17 protein-coding genes and 2 tRNA genes are annotated in these 24,592 nt (G+C 63.0%); 13 read left to right on the top strand and 6 right to left on the bottom strand.

The genetic code is table 11. The features are described 5' to 3' along the window. Positions 1-35: 35 nt before the first annotated feature. Positions 36-1,364: an aspartyl/asparaginyl beta-hydroxylase domain-containing protein gene (locus tag VJR90_06200; GenBank protein HKV97062.1), complete on the top strand. Its 1,329-nt coding sequence runs from the start codon at positions 36-38 to the stop codon at positions 1,362-1,364. A 30-nt stretch (positions 1,365-1,394) separates the two neighbouring features. Continuing rightward, entirely contained in the window at positions 1,395-2,099 is a 705-nt protein-coding gene (locus VJR90_06205) for a hypothetical protein (GenBank protein HKV97063.1), read from the top strand. Here the strand turns inward: VJR90_06205 and VJR90_06210 are convergent. Then, entirely contained in the window at positions 2,087-2,728 is a 642-nt protein-coding gene (locus tag VJR90_06210) for an aspartyl/asparaginyl beta-hydroxylase domain-containing protein (protein HKV97064.1), read from the bottom strand. The genes VJR90_06205 and VJR90_06210 overlap by 13 nt on opposite strands. Before the next feature lie 100 nt (positions 2,729-2,828). On the opposite strand from VJR90_06210, the gene VJR90_06215 reads away from it, so the two are divergent. From VJR90_06215 to VJR90_06225, 3 genes are all read left to right on the top strand, one after another. Beyond that, complete coding sequence (locus tag VJR90_06215) at positions 2,829-4,652, top strand: sulfotransferase (GenBank protein ID HKV97065.1); 1,824 nt, start codon at positions 2,829-2,831, stop codon at positions 4,650-4,652. Beyond that, entirely contained in the window at positions 4,649-6,373 is a 1,725-nt protein-coding gene (locus tag VJR90_06220) for a sulfotransferase (protein HKV97066.1), read from the top strand. The genes VJR90_06215 and VJR90_06220 overlap by 4 nt, the downstream gene beginning before the upstream one ends. 97 nt (positions 6,374-6,470) lie before the next feature. After that, positions 6,471-7,169, top strand: coding sequence for a putative 2OG-Fe(II) oxygenase (locus VJR90_06225; protein ID HKV97067.1), 699 nt, complete (start codon positions 6,471-6,473; stop codon positions 7,167-7,169). Between the two features lie 802 nt (positions 7,170-7,971). Here VJR90_06225 and VJR90_06230 read toward each other — a convergent pair. Continuing rightward, the gene (locus tag VJR90_06230; GenBank protein HKV97068.1) at positions 7,972-11,127 is read right to left on the bottom strand and encodes a TonB-dependent receptor; all 3,156 of its coding nucleotides are present in this window, start codon (positions 11,125-11,127) and stop codon (positions 7,972-7,974) included. 373 nt (positions 11,128-11,500) lie between these two features. Here VJR90_06230 and VJR90_06235 point away from each other — a divergent pair, with 373 nt between their 5' ends. Genes VJR90_06235 through VJR90_06250 form a run of 4 tightly spaced genes read left to right on the top strand, consistent with a single transcriptional unit; the run spans position 11,501 to position 17,070 of the window. After that, positions 11,501-13,066, top strand: coding sequence for a sulfotransferase (locus tag VJR90_06235; GenBank protein ID HKV97069.1), 1,566 nt, complete (start codon positions 11,501-11,503; stop codon positions 13,064-13,066). Then, positions 13,066-14,856, top strand: coding sequence for a sulfotransferase (locus VJR90_06240; protein HKV97070.1), 1,791 nt, complete (start codon positions 13,066-13,068; stop codon positions 14,854-14,856). Before VJR90_06235 ends, VJR90_06240 begins: the two co-directional genes overlap by 1 nt. 58 nt (positions 14,857-14,914) lie before the next feature. Next, positions 14,915-15,376: an SseB family protein gene (locus VJR90_06245; GenBank protein HKV97071.1), complete on the top strand. Its 462-nt coding sequence runs from the start codon at positions 14,915-14,917 to the stop codon at positions 15,374-15,376. Then, complete coding sequence (locus VJR90_06250; protein ID HKV97072.1) at positions 15,373-17,070, top strand: sulfotransferase; 1,698 nt, start codon at positions 15,373-15,375, stop codon at positions 17,068-17,070. Before VJR90_06245 ends, VJR90_06250 begins: the two co-directional genes overlap by 4 nt. A 15-nt stretch (positions 17,071-17,085) precedes the next feature. Here VJR90_06250 and VJR90_06255 read toward each other — a convergent pair whose 3' ends face one another. From VJR90_06255 to VJR90_06265, 3 genes are all read right to left on the bottom strand, one after another. Continuing rightward, entirely contained in the window at positions 17,086-17,940 is an 855-nt protein-coding gene (locus VJR90_06255) for a cupin-like domain-containing protein (protein ID HKV97073.1), read from the bottom strand. A gap of 33 nt (positions 17,941-17,973) precedes the next feature. Beyond that, positions 17,974-18,050, bottom strand: a tRNA-Arg gene (locus VJR90_06260). Between the two features lie 52 nt (positions 18,051-18,102). Next, positions 18,103-18,178, bottom strand: a tRNA-Ala gene (locus VJR90_06265). Between the two features lie 145 nt (positions 18,179-18,323). Here VJR90_06265 and VJR90_06270 point away from each other — a divergent pair. Continuing rightward, on the top strand, positions 18,324-18,731 hold the full coding sequence (locus tag VJR90_06270; protein ID HKV97074.1) for a hypothetical protein: 408 nt from the start codon (positions 18,324-18,326) through the stop codon (positions 18,729-18,731). An 11-nt stretch (positions 18,732-18,742) separates the two neighbouring features. Beyond that, positions 18,743-21,034: a PKD domain-containing protein gene (locus tag VJR90_06275; protein HKV97075.1), complete on the top strand. Its 2,292-nt coding sequence runs from the start codon at positions 18,743-18,745 to the stop codon at positions 21,032-21,034. A gap of 30 nt (positions 21,035-21,064) precedes the next feature. On the opposite strand, the gene VJR90_06280 is transcribed toward VJR90_06275, so the two are convergent. Next, positions 21,065-22,399 (bottom strand): UDP-glucose/GDP-mannose dehydrogenase family protein, encoded by a 1,335-nt coding sequence (locus VJR90_06280; protein HKV97076.1) that lies wholly within the window; start codon positions 22,397-22,399, stop codon positions 21,065-21,067. An 80-nt stretch (positions 22,400-22,479) separates the two neighbouring features. Between VJR90_06280 and VJR90_06285 the strand changes: the two genes are divergently transcribed. Both VJR90_06285 and VJR90_06290 read left to right on the top strand, forming a co-directional pair. Continuing rightward, positions 22,480-22,929, top strand: coding sequence for a peroxiredoxin (locus tag VJR90_06285; protein ID HKV97077.1), 450 nt, complete (start codon positions 22,480-22,482; stop codon positions 22,927-22,929). 546 nt (positions 22,930-23,475) lie between these two features. Then, on the top strand, positions 23,476-24,573 hold the full coding sequence (locus VJR90_06290; GenBank protein ID HKV97078.1) for an efflux RND transporter periplasmic adaptor subunit: 1,098 nt from the start codon (positions 23,476-23,478) through the stop codon (positions 24,571-24,573). Positions 24,574-24,592 lie beyond the last annotated feature (19 nt).

The raw sequence follows: 24,592 nt of genomic DNA on the forward strand, positions 1-24,592 counted from the left end.
ACAATCTGCGCCACTCGCGCATTCTTGAAGCCCGTATGCCCCCGGCCCCACCCGATCCAGCCTGGCAGATTTCCACGCTTGCCGACAGTGCCCGTCGGCTGGCGGAGCGCGGCGAACTCACGGAAGCGGAAAAAATCTACCGTGTCATCCTGGAAACTGCGCCCTATCACGTACGTGCCCTGCAGTTTCTCGCGGTGCGTGCGTTGGAGCGCGGGCAACTGGATGAAAGCCAGCGCCTCGTCGAGCAGGCACTGCGCGTAGATCCCAAGCGGCCGATCCTGTATCAGAACCTGGGTCTGGTCCACAATGCAAAAGGCGATTCGGAAATGGCGCTGGCCGCCCTGAATCAGGCGCTGGCGCTGCGCCCGCAGTTTTTCACTGCTTTAATGCACAAAGGTGCACTGCTGGAACGCATGGGCCAGGATCAGGAGGCCGTGGTCAGCTACCAACGCGCCTGGAGCTGCCTCCCGCAGCCCCCCGAAGTCATGGCCAAGGACCCCTCCATTCCCGCCAAGGTGCGCGCGCTTATCGAGCATGCCGCCGAATACCTGCGGGCCCGTCAGGCGTTCGCACTGGCCGAGCAGTTGCTGCCGTTGCAGGACAAATACGGTGAGGCCGCACTCGCGCGCGTACGCACGGCGGGCGCCATCTTCATGGGCACCGCAGCGGCGGAATACCGGCACACTTTGCAGCGCCCCGCCTATCTTTACCTCCCGGGCATCGAACCAAAGGCATTTTTTGAACGCGCGGATTTTTCATGGCTCACGACGCTGGAGCAGGCCAAGTCCGCCATCCGCGCGGAACTCGAAGCCGTCCTGCAGGATCCGCAGGGACTCAAGCCTTACGTACAGATTGACGCCGGACAAGACCCCCGAGAATGGAGCGCGCTGAATCAATCGCCGCAATGGAGCGCGTTTCAGCTGCTCAAGGGCGGCAAGCCCGTTGAACCGAATGCCGCGCGCTGCCCGGCTACCCTGCAGGCGCTTCATGCATTGCCGCTAGCACAGATCCCTGAGCATGCGCCCGAGGCGTTCTTCTCGGTGCTGCGCCCGGGCACGCATATTCCGCCGCATTACGGCCTCGGCAACTACAAGCTCGCCGTGCACCTGCCGCTGATCGTGCCGCCGGATTGCGCCATCCGCGTCGGCAATGAAACGCGCGGCTGGACCGAGGGCCAGTGCCTGATCTTTGACGACAGTTTCCAGCACGAGGCCTGGAACAGGAGTGACCGGCTGCGCGCGGTGCTCATCACCGAAATCTGGAATCCGCTGTTGACCGAGGCCGAACGTGCCGGCGTTACGTCGCTGGTGACGGCGATCAGTGCATTCAAATTGGGCCCCAAGACCGCGCAGGGTGCCGGGTGATTTCCAAGTCCGCGGCGTGAGCGGCGCAACGTGATTGCCACGCGACGTTTTCTGTTTCTGCATCTGCACAAAACCGGCGGCCAGTTTGTCAACCGTGTGCTGCTGCGCCACCTCCCGGACGCGCGCGCCATAGGCTATCACCTGCCGCGCAGCGCGGCACCGCTGGAACTGCGTGGCTTACCAGTCATCGGCTTCGTGCGCAATCCCTGGAACTGGTATGTATCCTGGTACGCGTTCAATCTTGCGCAACCGCAGCGCAACCCGATCTTCCGTGCGGTGTCCGCCGACGGCCGACTGGACTTCAAGCACACGCTCATCAATATGCTGCATCTCGGCTGCGAGCGCTCGCGCCCAATGCGTACGGCGATCGGCACCGCACTACCCGAGACGCGCGAGGGCAACCTGGGGAGCGGCATTACGCGCGCAGACATCCTGGCCTACGAGGATGAAAGCCGCGGCTATTTCACCTGGCTGTGGCGTTACATGTTTTTCCTGGGCACGCGCGCCGACGGCCTGCATGCCGGCCGCATGGAGTACCTGCGCGCGGATTTGCTCGACGCGCTGCAGGCTGTCGGGCAGCCGGTCACTGCCGAACTGCGGGACGCGATACTCAACAATCCACCGGTCAACGCCTCGGCGCGGCGCGATTACCGCGGCTATTACGATGCCGAGCTGCGCGCGCTGGTCGCGGTGCGCGATGCCGAGCTCGTGGACACTTACGCTTACGGCTTCTGAACGGCGGCCGGCCGCCGGCTCGCCACCTGGCTGAACAGCACTTCGTCTTCCGTCCCGGGCGCTTCCGGCAACCGCGCCAGCAATTCCACCGAGGACGCGTCCGGAAAGATGTCGAATATCAGATGCACGCGCGGCGCGCGCGGGTGCAGATTGAGCACCGCATGCGGCGCGAGGTTGTTCACGGACCAGGCCTCGCCCGCCGCCATCTGGAACAGGCGCCGGCCGGAGAAGAAATGCACCTGACTGCTGGTGAACACCGGCACGTGCACCCGAAAGGAGCCCAGGAAATAGTCATTGGCGGCATCGGTGTGGGGATACACGAGTCCGCCGGCCCGCAACGACGCCAGCAGGCACTTGCCGCAGCGGCCGGGCAGCACCTCGTGCAGCAACTGCCTTATATAAGGACACTGGCTGAGCAGCGGCTGGTCCACGTCCTCCGCCGCACCCTGCAACGGCGCCTGGCCCCTGAGGAACACCGACACGGTTTCCTGATGCACCGGCGCGCGGACATTGCCCCAGACCACGGGCGGCAGCGCCGCTACTTCCGCCTGCAGGCGTGGCGCATCTACCGCATACGGCAGGCGCTTGCAGCCAGAAATGTACTGGCGCTTGTCCGGCATGCTGTGCATGCCATCCAGTGTAACCCGCGTGCCTGGCGGCGTCTTCCCTTGAAGGCGGCAACCGCCATTCGCTATAGTGCCGCACGCTTCGCGCTACCGGCTTTCACGCATGCGGCTGCCCACACCCTTCATCCAGCTTCCGTTGAGTTTCGACGCCGCGCGTATGCAGGCCGAGATCGGGCAGTTTTCGGAAAGCGACTGGCGCGCCCATCCGCAGGGGTTCGCGGGAAATTCCGCGCTCATTCTGGTATCCCGCGACGGCGGCGAAAATGACGACCTCGCCGGCGAAATGCGCACCAGCCCGCGCCTGGAGCGCTGTCCCTATCTGCGCCAGGTGCTGGCGAGTTTCCACACCGTCATTGGCCGTTCCCGGCTCATGCGCCTTGCGTCCGGCGCCGAGGTCACCGCCCACACCGACATAGACTACTACTGGCGCGAGCGCATCCGCATCCACGTGCCCGTGATTACCGATGCGCAGGTGCGGTTTCAGTGCGGCAGCAGCGAGATCCACATGCGCGCCGGCGATGCTTGGATATTCGATAACTGGCGGCCGCACCGCGTGACCAACCCGAGCGGAATCACGCGCATCCATCTGGTGGTGGATACCGTCGGCAGTGCGGAATTCTGGCGCATGGTGTCGGCCCGACCGGCATCCTCGGATCGCGTGGCCGCAACACGCGTCGAATTCCAGCCGCAGCAGCGCGCCGACTTCGCACTCGAACGCTTCAACCGCGAGCCGGTGGCCCACCCCGCGGTGGTGCGCAACATGACGCAGGAACTCATCGCGGATCTGCGCAGCCAGCCTGCGCGCTCAGCCGGGCAAGCGCAGGTGGAACAGACGCTCATGGATCTCGCCAATCAGTGGCAAGCTCTGTGGGCCATATACGGCCCGCATGCGAGCGGGCACGCATCCTTCGCTTTGCTATTGGAACGCAGCCTGAACAGCGTCGCCCCGGCCGCATCCGACCTGCGCCTGCCGAGCAACGGCGCGCACCTCCCGCTGGTGTTGCAGCGCTTCCTGCCGCCGCTGTTTCCCGGATTCCAGGAATTCCTCGCTACTCTCACCCCGCCGCGCTTCGAATGCCCGCTGATAATTCTGGCGGCGCCGCGCAGCGGCAGTACCCTGTTGTTTGAACTGCTGGCCCGGCATCCGGACCTGTGGACCCTGCCGGATGAAAGCCACGCGCAATTCGAAAACATTCCGGGGCTGGCGCCGCGCGAGCGCGGTTACGACTCCAACCGCCTCGAGGCCGCGGATGCCATGCCGGACATCACCGCACAATTGCTGCGCAACCTGAGCTGGCAGATCGGCAATGCCCGCGGACAAAACTTCATTGAAATACCCGAGACACAGCGTCCGGAATCGGTGCGCATCCTGGAAAAGACACCCAAGAATGCACTGCGCGTCGGTTTTCTGCTATCTCTGTTCCCCGATGCGCAATTTTTGTTCCTGCATCGGGATCCCGCCGCGAGTCTGGGCAGCATGCTGGATGCCTGGCAATCGGGAAAGTTCATCACCTATCCGCAACTGCCGGGTTGGCCCGGCCCACCCTGGTCATTGCTGCTCACCCCGGGGTGGCGCGTCCTGGCCGGGCAGCCGCTGGCACAGGTGGTTGCGCAGCAGTGGCGCGCGGCCAACGAAGCCATCCTCGCGGCCCTCGAGAAGCTGCCGCGTGAACGCTGGCGCACGCTGGATTACGCGGAACTGCTGCGCGATCCGGCGGGCGTGTTTGCACGCGCGAGTGCCTTCATGCAACTTGCGGTACCGCAGCAACTGCTCCGCAGCCTGCCCGCGCAGTTGCCGTATTCAAGTCACACGCTCACGCCGCCGGCCAAGGACAAATGGCGGCGGCACGCGGCGGAACTCGAACCGGTGCTGCCCCCGCTCGCCGACATTAACGCGCGTCTGCAGCGACTGGGCAACCGCCTGTGAACGAGGCCGCGGCCGAGACGCCGTTGTTTGAACAAGCCTCTCAAGCCTACGAGCAGGGCCGGCGCACGCAGGCCGCACAGCTGGCGCGTCAGCTGTTGCAGCAGTCGCCGCAACACACGGGCGCATGGTTCCTGCTCGGCAGCGTGCTGCTGGACGACGGCCGCGCTGAAGAGGCCCTGCCCTGTCTGCAAGCGGCGGCGCGCCTGGCGCCGATGCACGCCGGCATTCTGCGTGCGCTCGGTACGGCGCATTTCAACCTCCAGCAGTGGCCCGAAGCTGCGCGGCAGTTCGAGCTGGCCTTGCACCACGGACCGGCCGACGCCGGACTGCTTAACAACTTCGGTGTGACGCTCAAGGAACTGGGCGAAAGCGAGGCCGCTATCACGATTTACCGGCAAGCTCTGCAGCTTGAGCCGAATGACGCCCGCATCCACAACAATCTCGCTCTCGCCCTGAACCGAGAACACGACTACGCGGCAGCCATTGACGCGTACAAGCGCTCCACGCAGCTCGATGCGCGCAATGCCGCCGTGTGGATCAATCTCGCCACCCTGCTGGAACAGACCAACCGCCTGGACGAAACCGAAGCGGTGCTCGCGCAGGCACTGCAACTCGAGCCGCAGTCCGCGAGACTCGCTTTGGTGGCTGCCAAATGTCTGCGCAGGCGCGGCCGCACGGAGTCTGCCATTGCCCGCCTCAAGGATGCCCTCAAGCAACCGAGATTGAACAAGGAACTGCAGCGCAGCTTGGAATTCGAGCTGGGGCGCAATCATGACCTGCAGGGTGACAGCGACGAGGCTTACCGGCATTTCGAGCTCGGGAACCGGCTGACGCTGGAAGCCTGGCCGGAACTCGCGGATGGCGCGCGCGCCTATCTCGCAGAGCTCGACATGCTGCTGGATATCTGCACGCCCGCCTGGCTCCGGGCGCTGCCGCGCACGAAGCCCGCGGATTCGCAATTGCAGACCGCTTTTCTGGTGAGCTTTCCGCGCTCCGGCACGACCCTCATGGACACCTTCCTCGATGCCCACCCAAAGGTGCGCGTGCTGGAAGAAGAACCGTGCCTGGGACAGGTGCTCGACCGGGTGCGCGCCTTGCCCGGGAGTTACCCGCGCGCCGTCGCCTCGCTCAGCGCCGAGCAGCTGGCGGAATTGAGCACCGTGTATCTGAACGCCGTCACCAAACTGGCGCGGCCGGAAGCAGGCATGCTGGTGGTGGACAAGAATCCGTTCCATTCGACGCATGCCGGCCTCATCCAGCGCCTGTTGCCCGGCACGCGCTTCATCTTCGCACTGCGCCATCCTTGCGACGTGGTGCTGTCCTGCTTCATGCAGCCTTTCGGCCGCAGTCCGGTACTCGCGAATCTTCTCGATCTCGAAACCAGCGCTGAGGTTTACCGGCGGGTCATGGACCTGTGGCTGCGCTACCGTGATGCCTTACCTCTCGAAGTCCATGAATTGCGCTACGAGCAACTGGTGACGGATACGCACTCCAGCCTGCAGGCGCTGCTGGAATTCCTCGGCCTGGCGTGGTCGGAAGAACTGGCCGATCACACGGCGCACGCGCAGCGACGCGGCCGCATTTATACGCCGAGCTACCACCAGGTCATCCGTCCGGTGTACAGCGACGCCGTCAACCGCTGGCAGCGTTATCAGCGCCATTTCGGCGCAGCGCTGGACCTCCTGCGGCCTTATGCGGGGCATTTCGGCTACTCCATATAGCGGCCATCGGGTCCGCAGCCCGTGGATTGCCTGCGCGCGTGCGCTGCGCTTACCATGAGCGCTCGAAAAACACGCAGCCTATTGCCACGGGTTACGCATGAGCCAACCGCCCATTCAGATCAACGCCGCGTTCGCCTCGCCGCTGCTGCGCACGCGGCTGCCGCAGTGCGAAACCCTCAACGCGCGCCTGCGCGAGCTGTTCCTCGCGTGGGAGTCCGATCCTGCGCGCAAGCGCAGCTCCCTGCCCACCGGGGTCGTCAAGGTGGCGGTGTATGAAAGCGATTTTTCACTGTTCGACAATCCCGAACCCGAAATCCAGGCGCTCAAGCAGTTCTGCCTGCAGGGCACCGGCTATGCCATCCAGCAGCTGAACGGGTACAGTGCCGAAGAAATGGCGCAATTGCGCATCTTCCAGCACAGCTGGTATCACCTCACGCGCCACGGCGGTTATACCGCCCAGCACAACCATCCCATGGCCTCGTGGTCAGGCGTGTATTGCGTGGACCCGGGGGATCCGGTGCAGGACAAGCCCAACAACGGTGCACTGCGCTTCCTGGAAGCCCGCCAAACCGCGAGCATGTACCTGGACAGTGGCAATGCGCACTGGAAGGCGCCGTTCGGCTTCGGCGAACAGGCCTTCCAGTTCGAGGCCGGCGAACTGCTGCTGTTTCCCTCGTATCTCGTGCACGAGGTGGCGCCGTATTACGGCCAGCGCGAACGCATCACCGTGGCTTTCAATGCATGGGTGCGCGACGCGCAATCTGCGGGCGACGAGCCTTTCATCAGGCCGCGCTAAGCTGCCGGCAATCCCGAGCCGGGAATTGATTTATTGATCGCGGCGAATATCGCCGCTCCCACAAACCCGACATCTTTTCCACTGTGGGAGAGATGCGACGGTAGTCCCTCCACCCCGACAAGTCCTTTCAGGCTCATCGAGGATAAGCATACAAGCGACGGTCTGTGGGAGCGGCCGTCCCGGCCGCGATAATCCTCCCCCACCTGATTTAATCGCGGCGAATATCGCCGCTCCCACAAACTGCCGGTAATCGGTTGCCGGGGAAATGATTTTCCGATCGCGGTGAAGGCAGATTTTTGCTCCTGCAAAATCTGCATTTCCGCCTTTCAAGGGGCGCTTCCATACGCCGCTTGAAAGGCCAGAGCATACATCCCTGTATGCCCGCTCGCTGCTTCCGCAGCGGGCCCATGGCGGTCATCGCCGCTCCCACAATCCCAATACCCTCTCCACTGTGGGAGCGACGGTCTCCGTCGCGATGCTCCCGGCCTGATTGGAACCCATCTCAAAATACCGTTCGCCCCCGGATCAAGTCCGGGGCAGGCTCTGCGCGTAGCGCCGCAGGCGCGGAGTCGAAGGGCCTGTCCTGAGCGGAGTCGAAGGGTTGTTACCCTGATCTTCCGTGTTTCGACTTCGCGGAGCCTAGCTCCGCTACGCTCAACACGAACGGTTCGAAGATTTTGAGATAGGTTCCAGCCATCGCGGCGAATATCGCCGCTCCCACAAAATATTGGCGCTCGCGCAAAAAAAGCGGCCCCGTTTCCGGGGCCGCGAGTTTGCACAGTATTGTTGTTGTTAATCGGTCTCAGAACTTCACGGCCACCTGGGCGTAGAAGAACCGGCCCGGGACGCGGTAACCCACCGACGGAATGAAGCTGTTGGCGAACGAGGTGAGCGTCGCTGGCGGCTCCTTGTCGAACAGGTTGCGGATACCGAAAGTGAAGTCGGTATTGATCGCGTCCACGTGGTAGGTGCCTTCCACATCGTGGTAGATGGTGCGGCCCTGGTGGTTCATACCCGTGCCTCCGGAGAAGGCGTTGGGGCTCGTCGGGTTGGAGCACTCCTTGGCCGTCTTGGTCTTAGTCGTGCAGGGTTCGAACCAAGACCCGATGTACTGCATGAACCAACGCGCCGACCAGTCTCCGTAGTTCCAGTCGAGCGAGATGTTGCCCTTCTGGCTGGGGAAGGCGGTGAAGGCGCTGCCGTTGCCGACCAGCTCGGTGTTCTTCCAGCCGGTAGGACAGGCACCGGTTGCCGCGACCGGCGTGCAGATCGTTGTAAGCACGAAGGAACGCACGAAGGTCCAGTTCAGCCCCAGCTTGAAGTCGCCGATGGCGGTGGATGGGAACTTGTAGTGCGTGCTCACGTCTATGCCGCGGGTGTACTCCCCGCCGGTATTGGTGGAGATGGAAAAGATCTTCGAAATTACCTTGCCCTGGAGATTAATGAGCGCACAATTCGCGGCATTCTGCGCTATGTAGCAGCCATTCAATATCTGCTGCGCATTAATCGTCCCGACCGCGTGATCCAGCTCGATCTTGTAGAAATCGGCGCTGAAGTCAAAGCCCGGGAACCAGCCGGGGTTATATACAAATCCGACCGACCTGGAGATGGCCTTCTCCGGACTCAGGTGCGGGTTACCGCCGCCGATAGTCTGGATCTGTCCGTTCGGCTGCGTGTGCACGACGCCACCGCAGCCCGGGGGCAACGGAGCCGGAGGCACGTAGTTGCCGTTCGGCGGGCCCGCGCAGGGATCCTGCACACCCGGATAATTCGAGAACTGGCCGGTGTACAGATCCGCCAAACTGGGCGCGCGGAAGCCCTGCGACCAACTGCCGCGGATCAACAGGTCATCGGTCGGCTGCCACTTCAGAGCCGCACGGCCGGTGGTGGCGCTGGCACGGTTCTCCACCCCATAGAACGTGTCGCCCGGTTCGCCGCCCTTCCATTTGATCTGCGTCCAGCGGTTGGCGAGGTCCAGGTTCAGAGAGTGGAACAGCGGCACGTCCGCGAGCAGCGGAATGTTGAACTCGATGTACTCGGCGGTGCTCCATTCCTTGCCGTCGGTGGGCGTGGATACGTTGCCCGAGGTATTGCCGGTGGCGGTGGTGGAGTCCGGGTGGTCGAAGCCGTCGTTCTCGAGGTACTCGGCACCGAGCGCCACCCCAAACGGACCGGCCGGCATCTGGAAGAGATCGCCGGTGATGTTCGCGGTGTAGTCGCGCAGCGTCACGGAGTTCACGTTGTGCTCTTCATACTGGCTGTAGGCCAGCATCTGTGGCGTCAGGCTGCCCTGCCCGGTGGCCAAGTTAAAACCGCCGAAGGGATTGAATGGCACGCAACCAGCCGTGATGATCGGGTAATACAGGCCGTTGATGAGCACCGACTGGCCTGCGGGCTGGGTTACTTGGCCGGGGCCGTTACACTGAGCGGCACCGGGGGAATTCAACTGCGTCGCCAAGCGGCTGGTGTTGAACAGGCCTTGGGTGAGGTTCGACTGGTAGGTGTTGCCGTAGATCGAGCCCACGTCCCAGTCCCACTCGCTGCCCAGCATGTTGAAGAAGCCGTTCAGGCCCATGCGGAAGGTGTAGCTCGCCACGTTCTCGTTGAAGTTGCGGTTACCGGCTTCCAGCGGCCGCCGGCCCCAGAGAATCAGCAACTCGTTGGAGCAGCCGCTCACGGCTACACTTGTGGCCGCCGCGTTGCCCGGGCAGTACTGGTTGGCATTACCCACGATGTCCTGGCCGAAGGGGTTGTAAGGGTTGTTCTTGCCGATGCCGATGTAGGAGCCGTTGTTGAGGTAATTACCCAAGCCCAAGAACAAGGGCGAGGGCGCCAGCGTCTGCTGAGAGGTGCGGTTGCTGTACATGGCCTCCGAAGTGAAGGTCAGGTTGTCCGCGAGGTCGTAGTGGCCCTGAACATAGATGGATTTGGTCTCCAGCGGCGTCACGAAATAATTTAACGGCGCGTAATTGAATGCGTGCGCTGGCGACCAGTTCGTGAAGTTGCCCAACTGCGGGTTGTTGCTCGGCGTGGCGGTCAAGCTCATGTCGCAGGTGCCGTAGGACTTCGCAGCCGGGTTGAACGCCGCACAGGTCCCCGTCCCAAAGGTCTTGCCGGCAAAACCGGTACCGATAAAGAAAAATCGGCCGTCGGCCGCACCGGAACTGCCCCCGCCCTGCGTCCAGATGGCTTCCCGCGATTGCACGCGGCTGCCCGCCCAGATGGACTGCTGGTTGGTATAACCGGCATCGAACACCACGCCCGCGCGGTCGCCCTGCGAACCGATGGTGAAGTCGTATTGCTGGATCTTGCCGTCCCAGTGGTCGAAACCGTTGTTGGGTTTCGAGGTCTTGGCGTTGTAGGTGTTGTGGTAGATGCCCACATAAGCATGCGCTTCGGCGCCGTTGTAGTTCTTGAGGGTGATGATGTTCACCACGCCCGTGATGGCATCCGAACCGTAAACGGCCGAGGCGCCATCCTGCAGGATTTCCACATGGTCAATCACCGACACCGGTATGGTGTTCAGGTCCACGACGCCGTTGAGTTGCGGGGTCCAGCGCCGGCCGTTCACCAGCACCAGTACCCGGTTGGATCCCAGATACCGCAGGTCAATGGATGTCGAACCGTTGCCGCCGTTGTTGAACAGCGTGTTGATGGCGGCGCCCGACTGGGTGAGGTTCTGCAGCACATCGCCGATCGTGGTCAGGCCGCTCTGCTGAATCTGCTGTGCGGTGATGATGGTCACCGGCTGCGCGGTCTCGACGTCGGTGCGCTTGATGCGCGTGCCCGTGACCTCGATCTTGCCGAGTTGCGCGGTATTGGCGTTCTGGTTCTGATTCTGGTTATTGGCGGGGGTCTGCTGCGCCGCGCTTTGCGCGAGCACCGCTGGTGCGGCCATGGCCGAGGCGGCACCCGCCACCAGAGCGTAACGCACGGCTTTGCGAAGGTTGCTGTTCATCCGAAACTCCTGCGTGATTGGAGGGTTGGAAACTGCCGGGCCCTTGGCTGCGCTGGAGTGCGCAATGCGGACCCATGTAATGGAAATTTTCCCGTTTTCCCCGAGGCCGGAGACATGCTCCGCCTCGCTTAGCTCAGGGGAATATAGCACAGGGGATGCAAAATGGAAGGGTAATGTTGTAAATCTTTAACAATATTTTCAACGGTAAACATCCCGCAGTGACGGGCTTTAGAGCAAATCTAAGCCCTTGGATTTCATTCGTGTTGCTTCGTAACAACATTGGATGCTCTGTGATTTTTGGCAGCATGCGATAGACTTGCCTTTGCCCGCCGCCAGCTCACAAATTGCTTTACCCAGTCCGGAATTGACACAGATGCCAGCCGACTTCACAACAGCCGCAGCACCCAGCGCTGAGTCGGCCTGCCAATCCGGCCTGGAATTGCTGAGCCGCGGCGACTTCGCTGCCGCTGACAGGGAATTCGAAACCGCCATCTCCATGGCTCCGTCCATGGCGCAGGCGCATCTGGGACTGGGCAACAGCCTGCGGCGCCAGCGCCAATCGCGCAAAGCCGAAACGGCGCTGCGGCGTGCACGCACGCTGGACCCCAATCTGCGTGACGCCACTTACAGTCTTGCCTTTCTGCTGCACGACGCGGGCCGGGATATCGAAACGTCCGCGGCCTTGATGGAGCTGGCCGCACGCGAGCCCACGGATCTTACACTGCAAAGGCAGGTGACCGGCCTGCTGATGGATTTCAACTGCTTCGAGGATGCCGCCCGCCTGGCGAGAAAGATTGCCGAGGTCGCGCCGGCCGCGGGTGCCTGGCAACGCCTCGGCGCATGCCTGCTGCAGTTGCAGCGCCTGCCGGAAGCCGAAGAGGCGCTCAACGCGGCCGTACGCAGAGACCCGCTGGCCGGATTCGCCTACCTGCTCATGAGCCAGGCCCGCCGGGCGACGACGGCTGACCGGGCGAGGCTGGATGACCTGCAGGCCATTCTGAACAACAGCAAGATCACCGGCGAAGCGCGCGCCTGCCTGCATTTCGCCATGGGCAACTGGCTCGAAGATCTGGGTGATTTCAAAGGCGCTTGGCAGCAGTTTTCAGCCGCCAACCGACTGCGCCGCGACGCGCGGCCGTTTGACCGGCTGGTGTGGGAGGACTACTTCAAGGGCCTGCCGAAAACCGTTGCGCGCGCGGATCGAATCCCAATCTCGGGACCGAATCCCCAACCTCTGTTCCTCATCGGTTTTCCGGGTGCCAACCCCGAGTCGCTTGCCTCACTGCTCGCAACTCACCCTGCCGTGTCCAGCCTCGGCGTGAGCACCCAGGTGGATGGTGTGGCGCGCGCCTGTGAGCAACTGGCGGACAAGGCGTACCCCGAATGCCTTGCAGATATTGAAGACGCCCAGCTTGATGGCCTCGAACAGGGCGCGCGTGCCGATTGGCCCGAAAAGACCAAGGAGGCGCGGTGGGTTCTGGATGAAACTCCTTTGAATTTCCTGCATCTGGCACTGATTCAGCGGGTATTTCCGGATTCACGCATCATTCATCAGCACAGGCAGCCCTGGGACGAGTGCCTGTCCGCGTACCTTTGGCCCTTTCCCCATCCGAATCACAGCCATGTGCATGCTCTTCAGGACCTCGCTTATTTTTACCGGCAATACTCGGCGTTGATGGATCGGTGGCAGGAAAGCTTGCCGGCCCAAACCCTGTTGAAATTCCCGGCCAATTCCCGAGTGAACATTCCTGCTACAGAAACTCATGCAGTCTGGAAGTTTCTGGGACTGAACCCGCCGCCGGCCGCAGGCGCTCTACAACCGGCATCCCGGCCGCTGTTGTCGGCCGATCCGCAGAAACGGGACGTTCCGGGGCGCTGGCGGAACTATCGCGAGTACCTGGCCCCCGTGTTCGAGGCAGCGGGCCTGGAGCCTGACTGATGGCCGCCAACCCGATGCCGTCCGCCGAAATCCGCGCCCAGATTGCCCAAGCCGTTTTCCACCAGCAGCGGGGGGCGTATGCGGACGCCGAACGCCTGTTGCGCGCGGTCATCGCCACCGATCCTCGCCAGCCTGACGCCCTGCATTATCTGGGCCTGCTCGCCTTTCAGACGGGACGACCCGAGCAGGCGGTGGACTTGATGCAGCGATCCATTACGGAAGCCCCCGGGAATGCCGCGTTTTATTACAACCTCGCAGGTGTGCTGCAGAAACTCGGCCGTGGCCAGGAGGCCGTGCCCCTCTACCAGCGGTGTCTGGACCTGCAGCATGGCAATGGCGATGCCTGGCAGGGCCTGGCCCAGACACTGCATGCGCTGGGGCACCCGGAAGACGCGGTGGCGTGCCTGGAACACGCTGCCATCTATGCGCCGAATCACAGCGGGTGCTGGTCCGTACTCGGCGAAATTCAGGACGCCCTCGGGATGCTTCCCGAGGCCACGGCCGCTGCCCGCAGGGCGTCGGAACTGTCACCTGGCAACCCTGAATTGCGCGCGCGTCTGGGAGCGCAACTTATAAAGCAGGCGCACTATGACGAGGCCCACCGGGTCCTGGACCAGGCCATCGCATCCGCACCGCGCCTCGCGCAAGCTCATTACGACCGCGCCACATTGGATGCCGTGCTGGGAAACTTTGATGCAGCGCGTGCCGGTTTTGAAACCGTGCTCGAAATTGATCCGCAGTTCTATTCGGCCTATTTCCATCTGGCCGCGATCCGGAAAATTCCCGCAGGTGATCCCATGATCGGCCGGCTGGAAGCCGCGGCGGAGCGCAACCAGTGGCGCGAGCCAGCCGAGGCCATCCACGTGCATTTCACTCTGGGACGGATTCTTGAAGGTCAGGGCAAGTATGAGCAGGCGTTTGCACATTTCAGCGCCGGCAACCAAGTACGTCGCTCCACGCTGCACTACTCCGCGGCCGATCAGCGCGAGGTGATGCATGGGCTGGCGTCGCTGTTCGACGCGGATTACCTGCGGCGCATGACGGGAGCTGCGCACACCACCCATCTGCCGGTATTCATACTCGGCATGTCGCGCTCCGGAACCACGCTCACCGAACAAATCCTGGCGCGTCATCCCCAGGTGCGCGGCGGCGGCGAACTCAACTTCCTGCACGCGGCCTTGCGCCGGCGCCTGGGCCGGGATTACCGCCTCGATTATCTCGCCGCGCTGCGCAGCCTGAGCGACGCGGATCTGCACGGGATCAGCGCGCAGTGCCTCAATGAAATGCAGGCGCTGGACCCGGCGGCGGCGCGCATCACCGACAAGATGCCTTCCAATTTCATGGTTCTCGGCCTGCTGCACACGCTCTATCCGCAGGCTCGCATCATCCACTGCCGGCGCGATCCGCTGGACAACTGCGTGTCGCTGTACACCACGCTGTTTGAAACCGGCCACGGGTTCAGTTCAGATCTGGCCGAGCTGGGCGGCTACTACCGCATGTACGCCGAGTTGATGCAGCACTGGCGTGCAATTCTGCCGCCCGGCGTGATGCTGGAACTGGATTACGAGGCGCTGGTCAGCGATACCGAAAATCAGGCGCGCCGCTTGCTGCAACATTGCGGGCTGGAGTGGGATCCCGCGTGCCTGCAAGTCGGCGAGTTGCAGCGCGGCATTCGGACCGCCAGTCTGTTTCAGGCACGCCAGCCCGTGTACCGTTCGGCGGTCGGGCGCTGGAAACGCTATGAGCGTTTCCTCGGGCCGCTGAAAACCGCGCTCGGCATCCCAAACTGACAGACTTCCATTGATATACTTACCCGTTCATTTTGCAACCGCGGCTGACGCCTGACATATGAATGAAGCTGCCACCGCCGAACCCACAGCGCTGGAATCCGCGCTGCTGATTACCGCGGACAACCTCGAAGGCCGGCGCAAGATCCTGCAGCTGCTGTTCGATGCGCGCGTGTACGTGGTGCTCGATCAGCCCTGGGACGGCCGCGCGCTGCCGAGCACCGACATGCACCTGCTGCTGGTGAGCGACGGCAAGAACAGCCAGCAGGCGATGCTCGCGCTGTTCACCAGCCGCGAAAAATGCACGGCGGTGCCCAAGGGAGATTCGCTGTTCGATTATCCGGTCGAAGTGGACGCCAAATGGGCGCTGCTCGGCGTGCCCGAGGGCGCCGGCATTCTCGTCAATCCAAACTCGGCGCCGGCGTTCCGGGTCACGCCGGAGCTGGCGGCGGAATTAAGGGCGATTGCACAGCGTCACCTGGCGCAGCACCTGCCGGGCAGCGCATCCTCCGCCAAACCATGAGCCTGCCCGCCGACAAAGCGCTGATTCCCGACGAACTGCAGCAGGCCGCCGAGTGCATGCGCATCGGCCAAGTCAGCGTCGCCGCCAGCCTGCTGGATCCCTGGCTGCAGAATCATCCGCAGGATTATCACGTGCTGCATCTCGCGGGTACGATTGCCATCGCCGAGGACCGGCATGCGGATGCCGTGGACCTTTTCCGGCGCGCCATTGCCGTGGCCCCCGACGCCGCAAATCAGGCCATGAGCTGGAATGGCGTTGGGCACGCCATGAGCGGCCTGCATCAACACGCCCAAGCCGAAGAGGCATACCGGCGCGCGATGCTCGCGGATCCCGCACGCGTGACGCACGCCCTGGATTTCGCCCAGGCATTGTCCGACGGCGGCAAACACCAGTTGGCGATGGACGTGTTGCAGACCGCGATCCGGCGGCATCCCAAGGACCCCGCGCCGTGTGCGCGCCTTGGAAGTTTCCTGGTGAAACAAGGCCGGCAGCAGGACGCCCTGGTGATGTTCGACATGGCCATGCGCTGCGACCCGCTGTACGCGCCCGCGCATTTCAATGCCAGCGTGGCGCTGGTAATGCTCGGCAAGACCGACGAGGCCTACAAGGCCTGCGACACGGCGCTCAAGCTCGATCCCAACATGGCGGGCTACTACCAGTTGGCGGGACTCGGTGAAGTCAGTGCCGAGCGCCTGGTGCTGCTCGAATCCCGTGCCGCCGCAGATTCCGGCGCATCGTTTGAGGCACGCATTGACGCGGGCTTTGCACTCGCGTCCGCCTACAATCGCCGCGGCGATCCCGAGCGCGCGTTCGGTTACCTGGCGGAAGCCAACCGCCTGAAACGCGGCACACTCCAGTTCGACATCGAAATCGAGCGCGACCGCGTGCAGCGCCTCAAGGCATTTTTCACACCGGAATTATTCGCGCGTTTTGCCGGCCGCGTACCCTCCACGCTGCAACCCATGTTCATACTCGGCATGCCGCGTTCCGGCTCCACACTCGTGGAGCAGATGCTGGCCGGACACCCGCAGGTACAGGCCGGCGGAGAAATGCCGCACCTGCCCGTCATATGCCACGCCGTGGGCGACACTTGGGGGGCACGCGGCGCCGCCTCCCCGGGCAGCGATGAGCAGGTCATCGCCGACCTCACCGACGCCGTGCGTCAATACGCGCAGCTCACCGAACATCTGCGCCGCCGGCATCCGCGTTTCACCGACAAGCTGCTGGGCAATTATCTGATGCTGGGCATGATCGAGCTGATGTTTCCCCAGGCCAGCATCATTCATACGCACCGCAATGCTTTCGATACCTGTCTGAGCTGCTATGAGCGCTTGTTCACCTCGGAGCTGAATTACACCTACGATCTTACGGACCTCGGCCAACAATACCGGCTGTACGAAGAACTCATGGCGCACTGGCACGCGGCACTGCCCGCGGGACGGATTCTGGATGTGGAATATGAAGCACTGGTGGCCGAACCGGAAACGGGCCTGCGGCGGATTCTTGAGCACTGCGGCCTGCCGTTTGATGCCGCCTGCCTCAAGTTTCACGAAGTCAGCCGTCCGGTCACCACGGCAAGTGCCGCTCAGGTGCGCAGACCCATATATCAGTCATCCGCCGGGCGCTGGCATCTCTACAAAAACCATCTGCAGCCGCTGGCGGAGGCACTGCAACGGCCGTTGCCGGCCGACTGACGCGATCGGGGATTTTCAGACTCCGGCCCGGGCTGCCGCCGGGCGACGCAGCAAATCCTCGCGCATGCGTTCCAGGCCTTCGGGCTGGGGCAGTTCCGCGAAAAAGCTCACCGCCACATGCCGGCCGCCAGAACTCACCTGATGGAACCAGCCGGCCGGCAGAAACAACATCTCGTTGGTGTTGACGTCGAAATCCATGCGCTGCTTTTCGGCCTCGGCATAGGCCGGGAAGCGCGCCAGATCGGGGTGATGAATATCCACCTGCGAAAGATGCGGCATGCCTGTGCCGCCTGCGTAGCGGATCAGGCCGTGCGGCTCGACCGTCAATAACTTACCCCGCGTGTACAGGTTCGGCGCCTGCGACGGCGGAAAAACCGTGAAGCGTTTGCGGCCCTGCACCACCACGTACAGGTTGTCGTTGAAGTCATGATGCAGCGGCGTGGTGATATCCGTAGCGCTGTTCCCCATCCATAGATTGATGCTGCGCAACGGCAGGTCCTTGAAATACTCCGGGATGTTGAAATCCCCCGCCAGTTGCAGCAACGGCGGCTCCAAAACCTTGTCGGTCTGCAGATTGAGATATAGATCCGGACTGCCGCCCGGCGCGGCCATGACCTGTTTTACAAAGTCGCGAAAGCGCATCGGCAGGTAGGAGGAACGCTCGGGCGCATAGTCCGGACTGCGGCTGCGCTTGAGCACCAGCACCGTGTGTGCGCCTGCCTTGTAGTCCAGATAATCGTCATCCCAAAGATGCGTGCGCCAGCCGAGTTGCGCCAGCGATTCGCTGCGCACGATCAACGGCCGGCGCTCCGCGTAGCGCAGATAAAACTCGGGCAGCGGCAGCGGATGCGTGAAGCGCTCGATGTCCATGCGAGAATTTACGGCAAACCAGCCAAACCAGGGTGGCGTCCCGGGGCGGAGTTGAACCGCCGACCTTCCCCTTAGGAGGGGGATGCTCTATCCAACTGAGCTACCGGGACGCAGGCAAAAAAGCCGGGCGAGCCCGGCTGCATTATGCTGGAAATCAGAAAATGGTGGAGCGGAAGGGGATCGAACCCTCGACCTTCGCATTGCGAACGCGACGCTCTCCCAGCTGAGCTACCGCCCCGGCGCGCGCATTCTAGCATCGCGTCCGGACGCGGCCAATTTGCCGACAGAAGGCCATCGGCCGGCATGCGTGACACATTATGCTAGGCTTTTCCTGACAGCTGCCGTGGAGCATTCCCCCGCGTCACCTCCGGCAGGCAAACACAATGCAGCGGTATTACAAACCCGGATTTGCAGTGCTCGTACTGGCGGCACTCTGGCTCGCGGCCTGCGGCGCGACGCCTCCGGTGCCGACCGTCCACGACGCCGGCGCCTCCGCCAAAATCTCACCGGTCCTGGTGCGGGCAGCTCAGCAATTGCAGCGTGGTGACAGCCTGCCCGCGAACGGCCCAGTGCGCAGCGACGCACAGGGGAGGATCCAGGTTTACGTCCATGTCAGCGACACTTCGGCCACAGTGGTAGCCGCCCTTGCCGGTCACGGCCTGCAGGACACTGTCCTCAGCCCGGAGATGCGCATTATCCAAGGATGGATAACGCCCTCGGATATGATGAGTCTCGCGACGTTGCCGTTCGTTACCTATATCTCGCCTCCAACCTATGGCAAGCCACGTTGAAGGTATGTTCCATGAATAACAGACATCCCCTGTATTTGATCTTGGCGGTAGCCACCGTGGTGCCTGTGGCCAGCTGGGCCACCCCATCTGCGGCTGCCCACAAACTTGCCCCGCGGCTCGCCGTCATCGCGTACGCCGCTACCCATCAGGAAACAGAAGCGCTCATGGCGCCCGCCCTTACCCGCCAACTGTTCCGCAAGAATTCACCGCTGGACGCGCGCTGGAATGCCGCCGGCCAGGTGCAGGTTTATCTGCATTCCGACGCGCGCGGCACCTCGCCTGGCGCCCAAGAGCTGGCGGCACTCGGCGCGACGGGAGTTGTGACCAGCCCCGAACTCGGCGTGGTGCAGGCCTGGATACCAGCGGACAAACTGGTGACGGCCGCAGCGCTTCCAGGCGTTACGCGCATTACGCTTCCACATTACGCCGTGGCGAAACGCACCCGGCCGGGCCATGCATTGCCCCGCACTGGGTCGGTGGACACCCAGGGCGACCAGATTCTGGGTGCTGCCCAGTTCCGGCAGCTCACCGGGTTCAACGGCCAAGGCATTGCGGTGGGTGTAATCTCGGACGGTGATGACCATATAGCCGCCTCCCAAGGTACTGGCGACCTGCCCGCCACCATCTGGAACGATCCCAACAACGCGGGCAGCTTCAAGAGTTCCGGCGATGAAGGCACGGCCATGATGGAGATCGTTTACGATCTCGCGCCCGGAGTACAGCTCGGATTTTGCGGCCCGCAAACTACCGTGGACTTCGTCACCTGCCTGAATGATTTCGTCGCGCATTTCGGCAACAGCAACCTGGTGATCGCCGATGATCTCGGTTTCCCCGGCGTGGCCATGTTCACCGACGGCGGCTTTGCCACCGCGGTGAAAAACTTTTCCATTGCCAATCCCGCCGTACGGCTGGTGACCGCCGCCGGCAATGACGCCCAGGGATTCTGGTCGGGCAACTGGAAACCGCTCGACCTGCCAAATGCCGCCGTCAACAGCGGCAACCCCGTCAAAATCAACGGCATCACCTACAGCCAGATTCAGAATTTCAGCGTCGGAAGCACACCGACTACGCAATTGAAAATCGGCGTACAGGCCAGCGATACGCTCAGCTGGATGGTCGAATGGGGCGACACCTGGGTGCCGAGCAATCAAATTACCGGCACCACGCCGAATGATCCGAACGATTACGATGTTGTGCTGCTGGACGCCAATGGCAACGTGCTGGCCTGCAATATCGGGATCAATTTCGGCGCCGCAGCTTCGCCGCCCGCGCCCGACAGTTGTCCGTACAGCGGCACGGCCGGGCCGACGAACACCCCGGGACCACAGCCGATTCAGGGCAACACCTGGACCAATAACACCGGAAACGTGGCGGCCGTGAGCCTCAAGATACTCTATGCTCCCGGAGACGGCACCCCGGACACCCATATCAAGGTGTGGGCCTACACCAAGAAATTCCAGATCAACATGCAACCGTCGGTTGCCGCCGGCAGCATCTACGGTCAATCGGCGCTGCCCTATCCCTACGAAGTCACGGCTGGCGCTGTGGCCGCGCAAAACAATCCCGCACACCAGATCGAACCCTACAGTTCCCAGGGCCCGGTATTTCTCTTTCAGCCGGCCAGCGGTGCCAGCTCGCGCATGAAACCGGATTTCGTCGGCGTGGATGGGGTAAGCATCACCGGTGCGGGCGGCTTCTCAAATCCGTTCTACGGCACTTCGGCGGCGGCTCCGCACATCGCCGGATTGATCGCACTGCTGGAATCGGGATATCCGAGTGCGGACCCATACGTGCTGCTGAAAGCCGGGGCCACGCCACTCGGAAACGGCAATCCCAACGGCGTATACGGATATGGCCTGCCGGATGCGGCGCGCTCCGTGGGATCCAATTATCCGGCGCCGCTTGCCAACATTACGGCCCCGTCCGGAAGCAGCACCATCAGCGCTGGACAGTCGCTGGCGTTCACCGGCACTTGCTCGGCAAACGGTGCACCCGGCAGCGTCACTTACAACTGGAATTTCGGCGCTGCCTCCGGCGTTCCGGATGCGAGCACGCCCAATCCTACGGCTACGTTCCAGTTTTTCGGCCAGTATACGGTGACGCTGACCTGCACCAACCAGTTCGGAGTCACCAGCACGCCGGCCACGCTGCAAGTTACCGTCAACGCCGCGCCCCCTGCGCCTGCCCCGGGCGGCAAAAGTGGTGGTGGTGGAGGGATGGACGCCGGGGTTCTGGCAGGCTTGCTGCTCGCTGTCGGTTTGAGTTTGCGGCGCCGTGCACCCGGCACACTGCACGGACGCTGAAGATCCGGTTACCGCCGGTCCGGCATTCGATCAAGGGGAAACCGCGGGACGCCCCACGGAATAGTGGCTGAATCCTGCGGCGCGCAGTTGCTGCGGGCTGTACAGATTGCGGCCATCGAAGATCACCGGATGTTTCAGGCGCCGCTTGATGTCGTTGAAGTCCGGGCTGCGGAACTGCAACCACTCGGTCATCACCACCAGCGCGTCGGCGCCGTCCAGGCACTCCATCGGCGTGGGGCACAGGCTGAGCAGCGGCTGATTTCCATACAGGCGCCGTGCTTCCGGCATCGCGGCCGGATCGTAGGCGCGCACCTTAACGCCTTCCTGCCACAGCGCTTCCATGAGCACGCGGCTCGGTGCCTCGCGCATGTCGTCGGTATTGGGTTTGAACGCCAGCCCCCAGAGCGCCAGCGTGAGGCCGCGCAGCTTGCCGCCAAAGTGCGCCTGGATCCTGCCGAACAGCAACTGCTTTTGGCGCCGGTTCACCTCTTCCACGGCCTGCAACAGCAGCGGCGCGTGTCCGGCCTTGATGGCGGTACGTGTGAGCGCCGACACGTCCTTCGGGAAACAGGAGCCGCCATACCCCACGCCCGCATACAGGAACGCGTAACCGATGCGTGCATCCGAGCCGATGCCCTTGCGCACCTGTTCGATGTCCACGCCCAGGAGTTCGGCGATGTTGGCGAACTCGTTCATCGTGCTAATGCGCGCCGCCAGCATGGCATTGGCAGCGTACTTGGTGAATTCCGCGTCGCGCACCGCCATGAGCATGAGACGCTCGTGATTGCGCGTGAACGGCGCATACACTGCGCGCATCACTTCGATGCTGCGCGCACTGTCCGCCCCCACCACGATGCGATCCGGATGGTTGAAATCCTCCACCGCGCTGCCTTCCTTGAGGAATTCCGGATTGGAGACCACGTCGAAGGGCAAATCCGTGCCGCGCTTGCGCAGTTGCGCGGCAATCTCCGCGCGCACCTGATCGGCGGTGCCCACCGGCACGGTGGACTTGTCCACCACGATCTTCTCGCTCTGCATGTGCGCGCCGACGGTGCGCGCCACTTCCAACACGTGGCGCAGATCGGCCGAGCCATCGTCGTCCGGCGGGGTGCCCACGGCGATGAACTGCAGCAAGCCGAATTGCACGCCCTCCACCGGCTGGTCGGTGAATCCCAGCCGCCCGCTTTCCAGGCCCTCCGCGAGCAGGGCTTCCAGCCCCGGCTCGAAGATCGGCACCTCGCCCTGTTTGAGCCGCGCGACGCGCGCGCGGTCCACGTCCACGCACAGCACCTCATTGCCAATGCTGGCAAAGCAGGCGGCGCTCACCAGACCGACATAGCCGCTGCCGTGCACCGTGATTTTCATGTTTGTTCCGGTGGTTGTCGTCCGAATTTGCGCGCATTATATCAGCGCATCCCTGCAGACCCGCCGCGTAAAACCTTCACATGCTGCACATTGGCGATCCCGCACCCGATTTCGAACTCCCGGACCAGGATGCGAGGCCGGTGCGCCTGTCCCAACGCCTCGCGCAGGGTCCGGTGCTGCTGTACTTTTATCCCGCGGACTTCACGCCGGTATGCACGCGTGAAGCCTGTGGCTTCCGCGCGCTGCAGCCGCAACTCGAACAACAGGGCGCCGCGGTCATCGGCATCAGTCCGCAGGACAGCGCCAGCCATGCACGCTTCCGGCAACGCCACGGACTGGCCTTCACGCTGCTATCCGACCCGGACAAACGCGTAATCCGTGCTTACGGTTGCGACGGGCCGCTGGGTTTCGGCGTCAGGCGCGTCAGTTACCTCATTGGCGCCGATAGGCGAATCAAGGCCCGCGTGCACGCCGCGTTTCGGGTCAGCCGCCACCTTGAATTGGCCGGGGATCTGCTTGCAAAGCGCTGAATAATTCGCAAGTCCCGCGGCACCAGAATCAGCACGCCGCGATGCGGCTGCCGCCCGCCGTTTGCGGAAACCGGTACGCGCAGCAACATGACCAATGTCACTTGCGCCGTATAGCGAATCGCTATAGCATCTCCGGCTCTTTTTGGCCCTGTGCCGGGATGCCCCGCAGTGAACATCATGGACCGGTGTCCGGGCGCAGTTTCCTTCGGCGGCACCCGCGGGCGCGATCTCCAGACGTGCATTGACACCCTCATCAGCCAGCGGCGCGTGACCGGGCATGACGTGCCCCCTACTACGCGGGATGCAGCAGGCCTGCAGGGCCGCCGGCAGCCCGCGGAGCATGGGGCAGGTGCGGCAGAATCCCAAGCTCCCGTAATGTGTCAAACCGGCTTGCCATCCGCATGGCCTGTATCACAGGGAATCGGGAACCGCGGGCAGTTCCTCGCGTCAAAGCCGACTATGGCTCACATTGGGTTGCGCACGTACGTTCATGAACGCGATGCCGGCAGCCCCGACCTTCGACCTATTTGAGACGAGGATAGCTTAATGGCCAAGCGCATTATCATCAGCATAGTCATCATGCTCGGCGTCATGATCCTCATCTACGGGGCGTGGGGCGCCAAATTGTATGCGGCCATCCAGGGCTTCAAGAACATGAAGCAGGAAACGGTGGTATCGGATGCGCCCGCCCAGCAGGAAACCTGGAAGCCCTACTTCACTTCGGTCGGCAATCTCACGCCGGTACAGGGCGTGGAGGTGAGCAATCAGCTGGCGGGCAACGTGACCGGAATTTATTTCCAGTCCGGCACGCAGGTCAAGAAAGGTCAGCTGCTGGTGCAGTTGGACGACAGCAGCCAGCGCGCGCAGCTTGTTGGTTTGCAAGCCCAAGTGCAGCTCGCTCAATTGAATTACGCACGCGCCCAGGAGCTCATCAAACAGCACCTGATCTCCACATCGGATCTGGACACCGCCGAAAACAACCTCAAACAGGCCCAATCCAATCTGCAAAATGACCTGAGCGCGATCGACAAACTTGCGATGCGTGCGCCGTTTGCAGGCCAGATCGGCATCCGCAACGTCAACCTCGGCCAGTACCTGCCGGTCGGCACCAGCATTGCCGGTCTGCAGTCGCTGGACAGACTTTACGTGCAGTTTGGCCTGCCCGAGCAGCAGCTGGCGCCACTCGCCCGAGGCCAGCAAGTGGAAGTCACGGTGGATGCCTATCCCGGCAAGGTGTTCAACGGCGAACTCGACGCCATCAATTCCGCCGTGGACCCCAACACCCACAACATCAGCGTGCAGGCCATCATCCACAATGCGGGGCACCTGCTGCGCGCCGGCATGTTCGCCAATGTGCGCGTATATGCGGGCGCGCCGCAAACCGTGGTCACGGTCCCGACCACCGCCGTGGACTATTCGCTCTACGGTTCTTCGGTATTTCTCGTGAAACAGGAGGGCAAGGATACGGACGGCAAACCGGTCCTCAAGGTCACCCAGCAGTTCGTCACTACCGGTCAGGAGCGTGACGGGCGCGTGGCGATCACCAAGGGCTTGAAGGCCGGCGACGTGATCGTCACCGCCGGCCAGCAGAAACTGCAGAACGGCATGCAGGTGGAAATCAACAACAGCGTGAAGCTGGATTGACCTGCCGGAGCCGCCGACC

The organism is Gammaproteobacteria bacterium (assembly GCA_035279405.1).
GTDB lineage: Bacteria > Pseudomonadota > Gammaproteobacteria > Natronospirales > REEB76 > REEB76.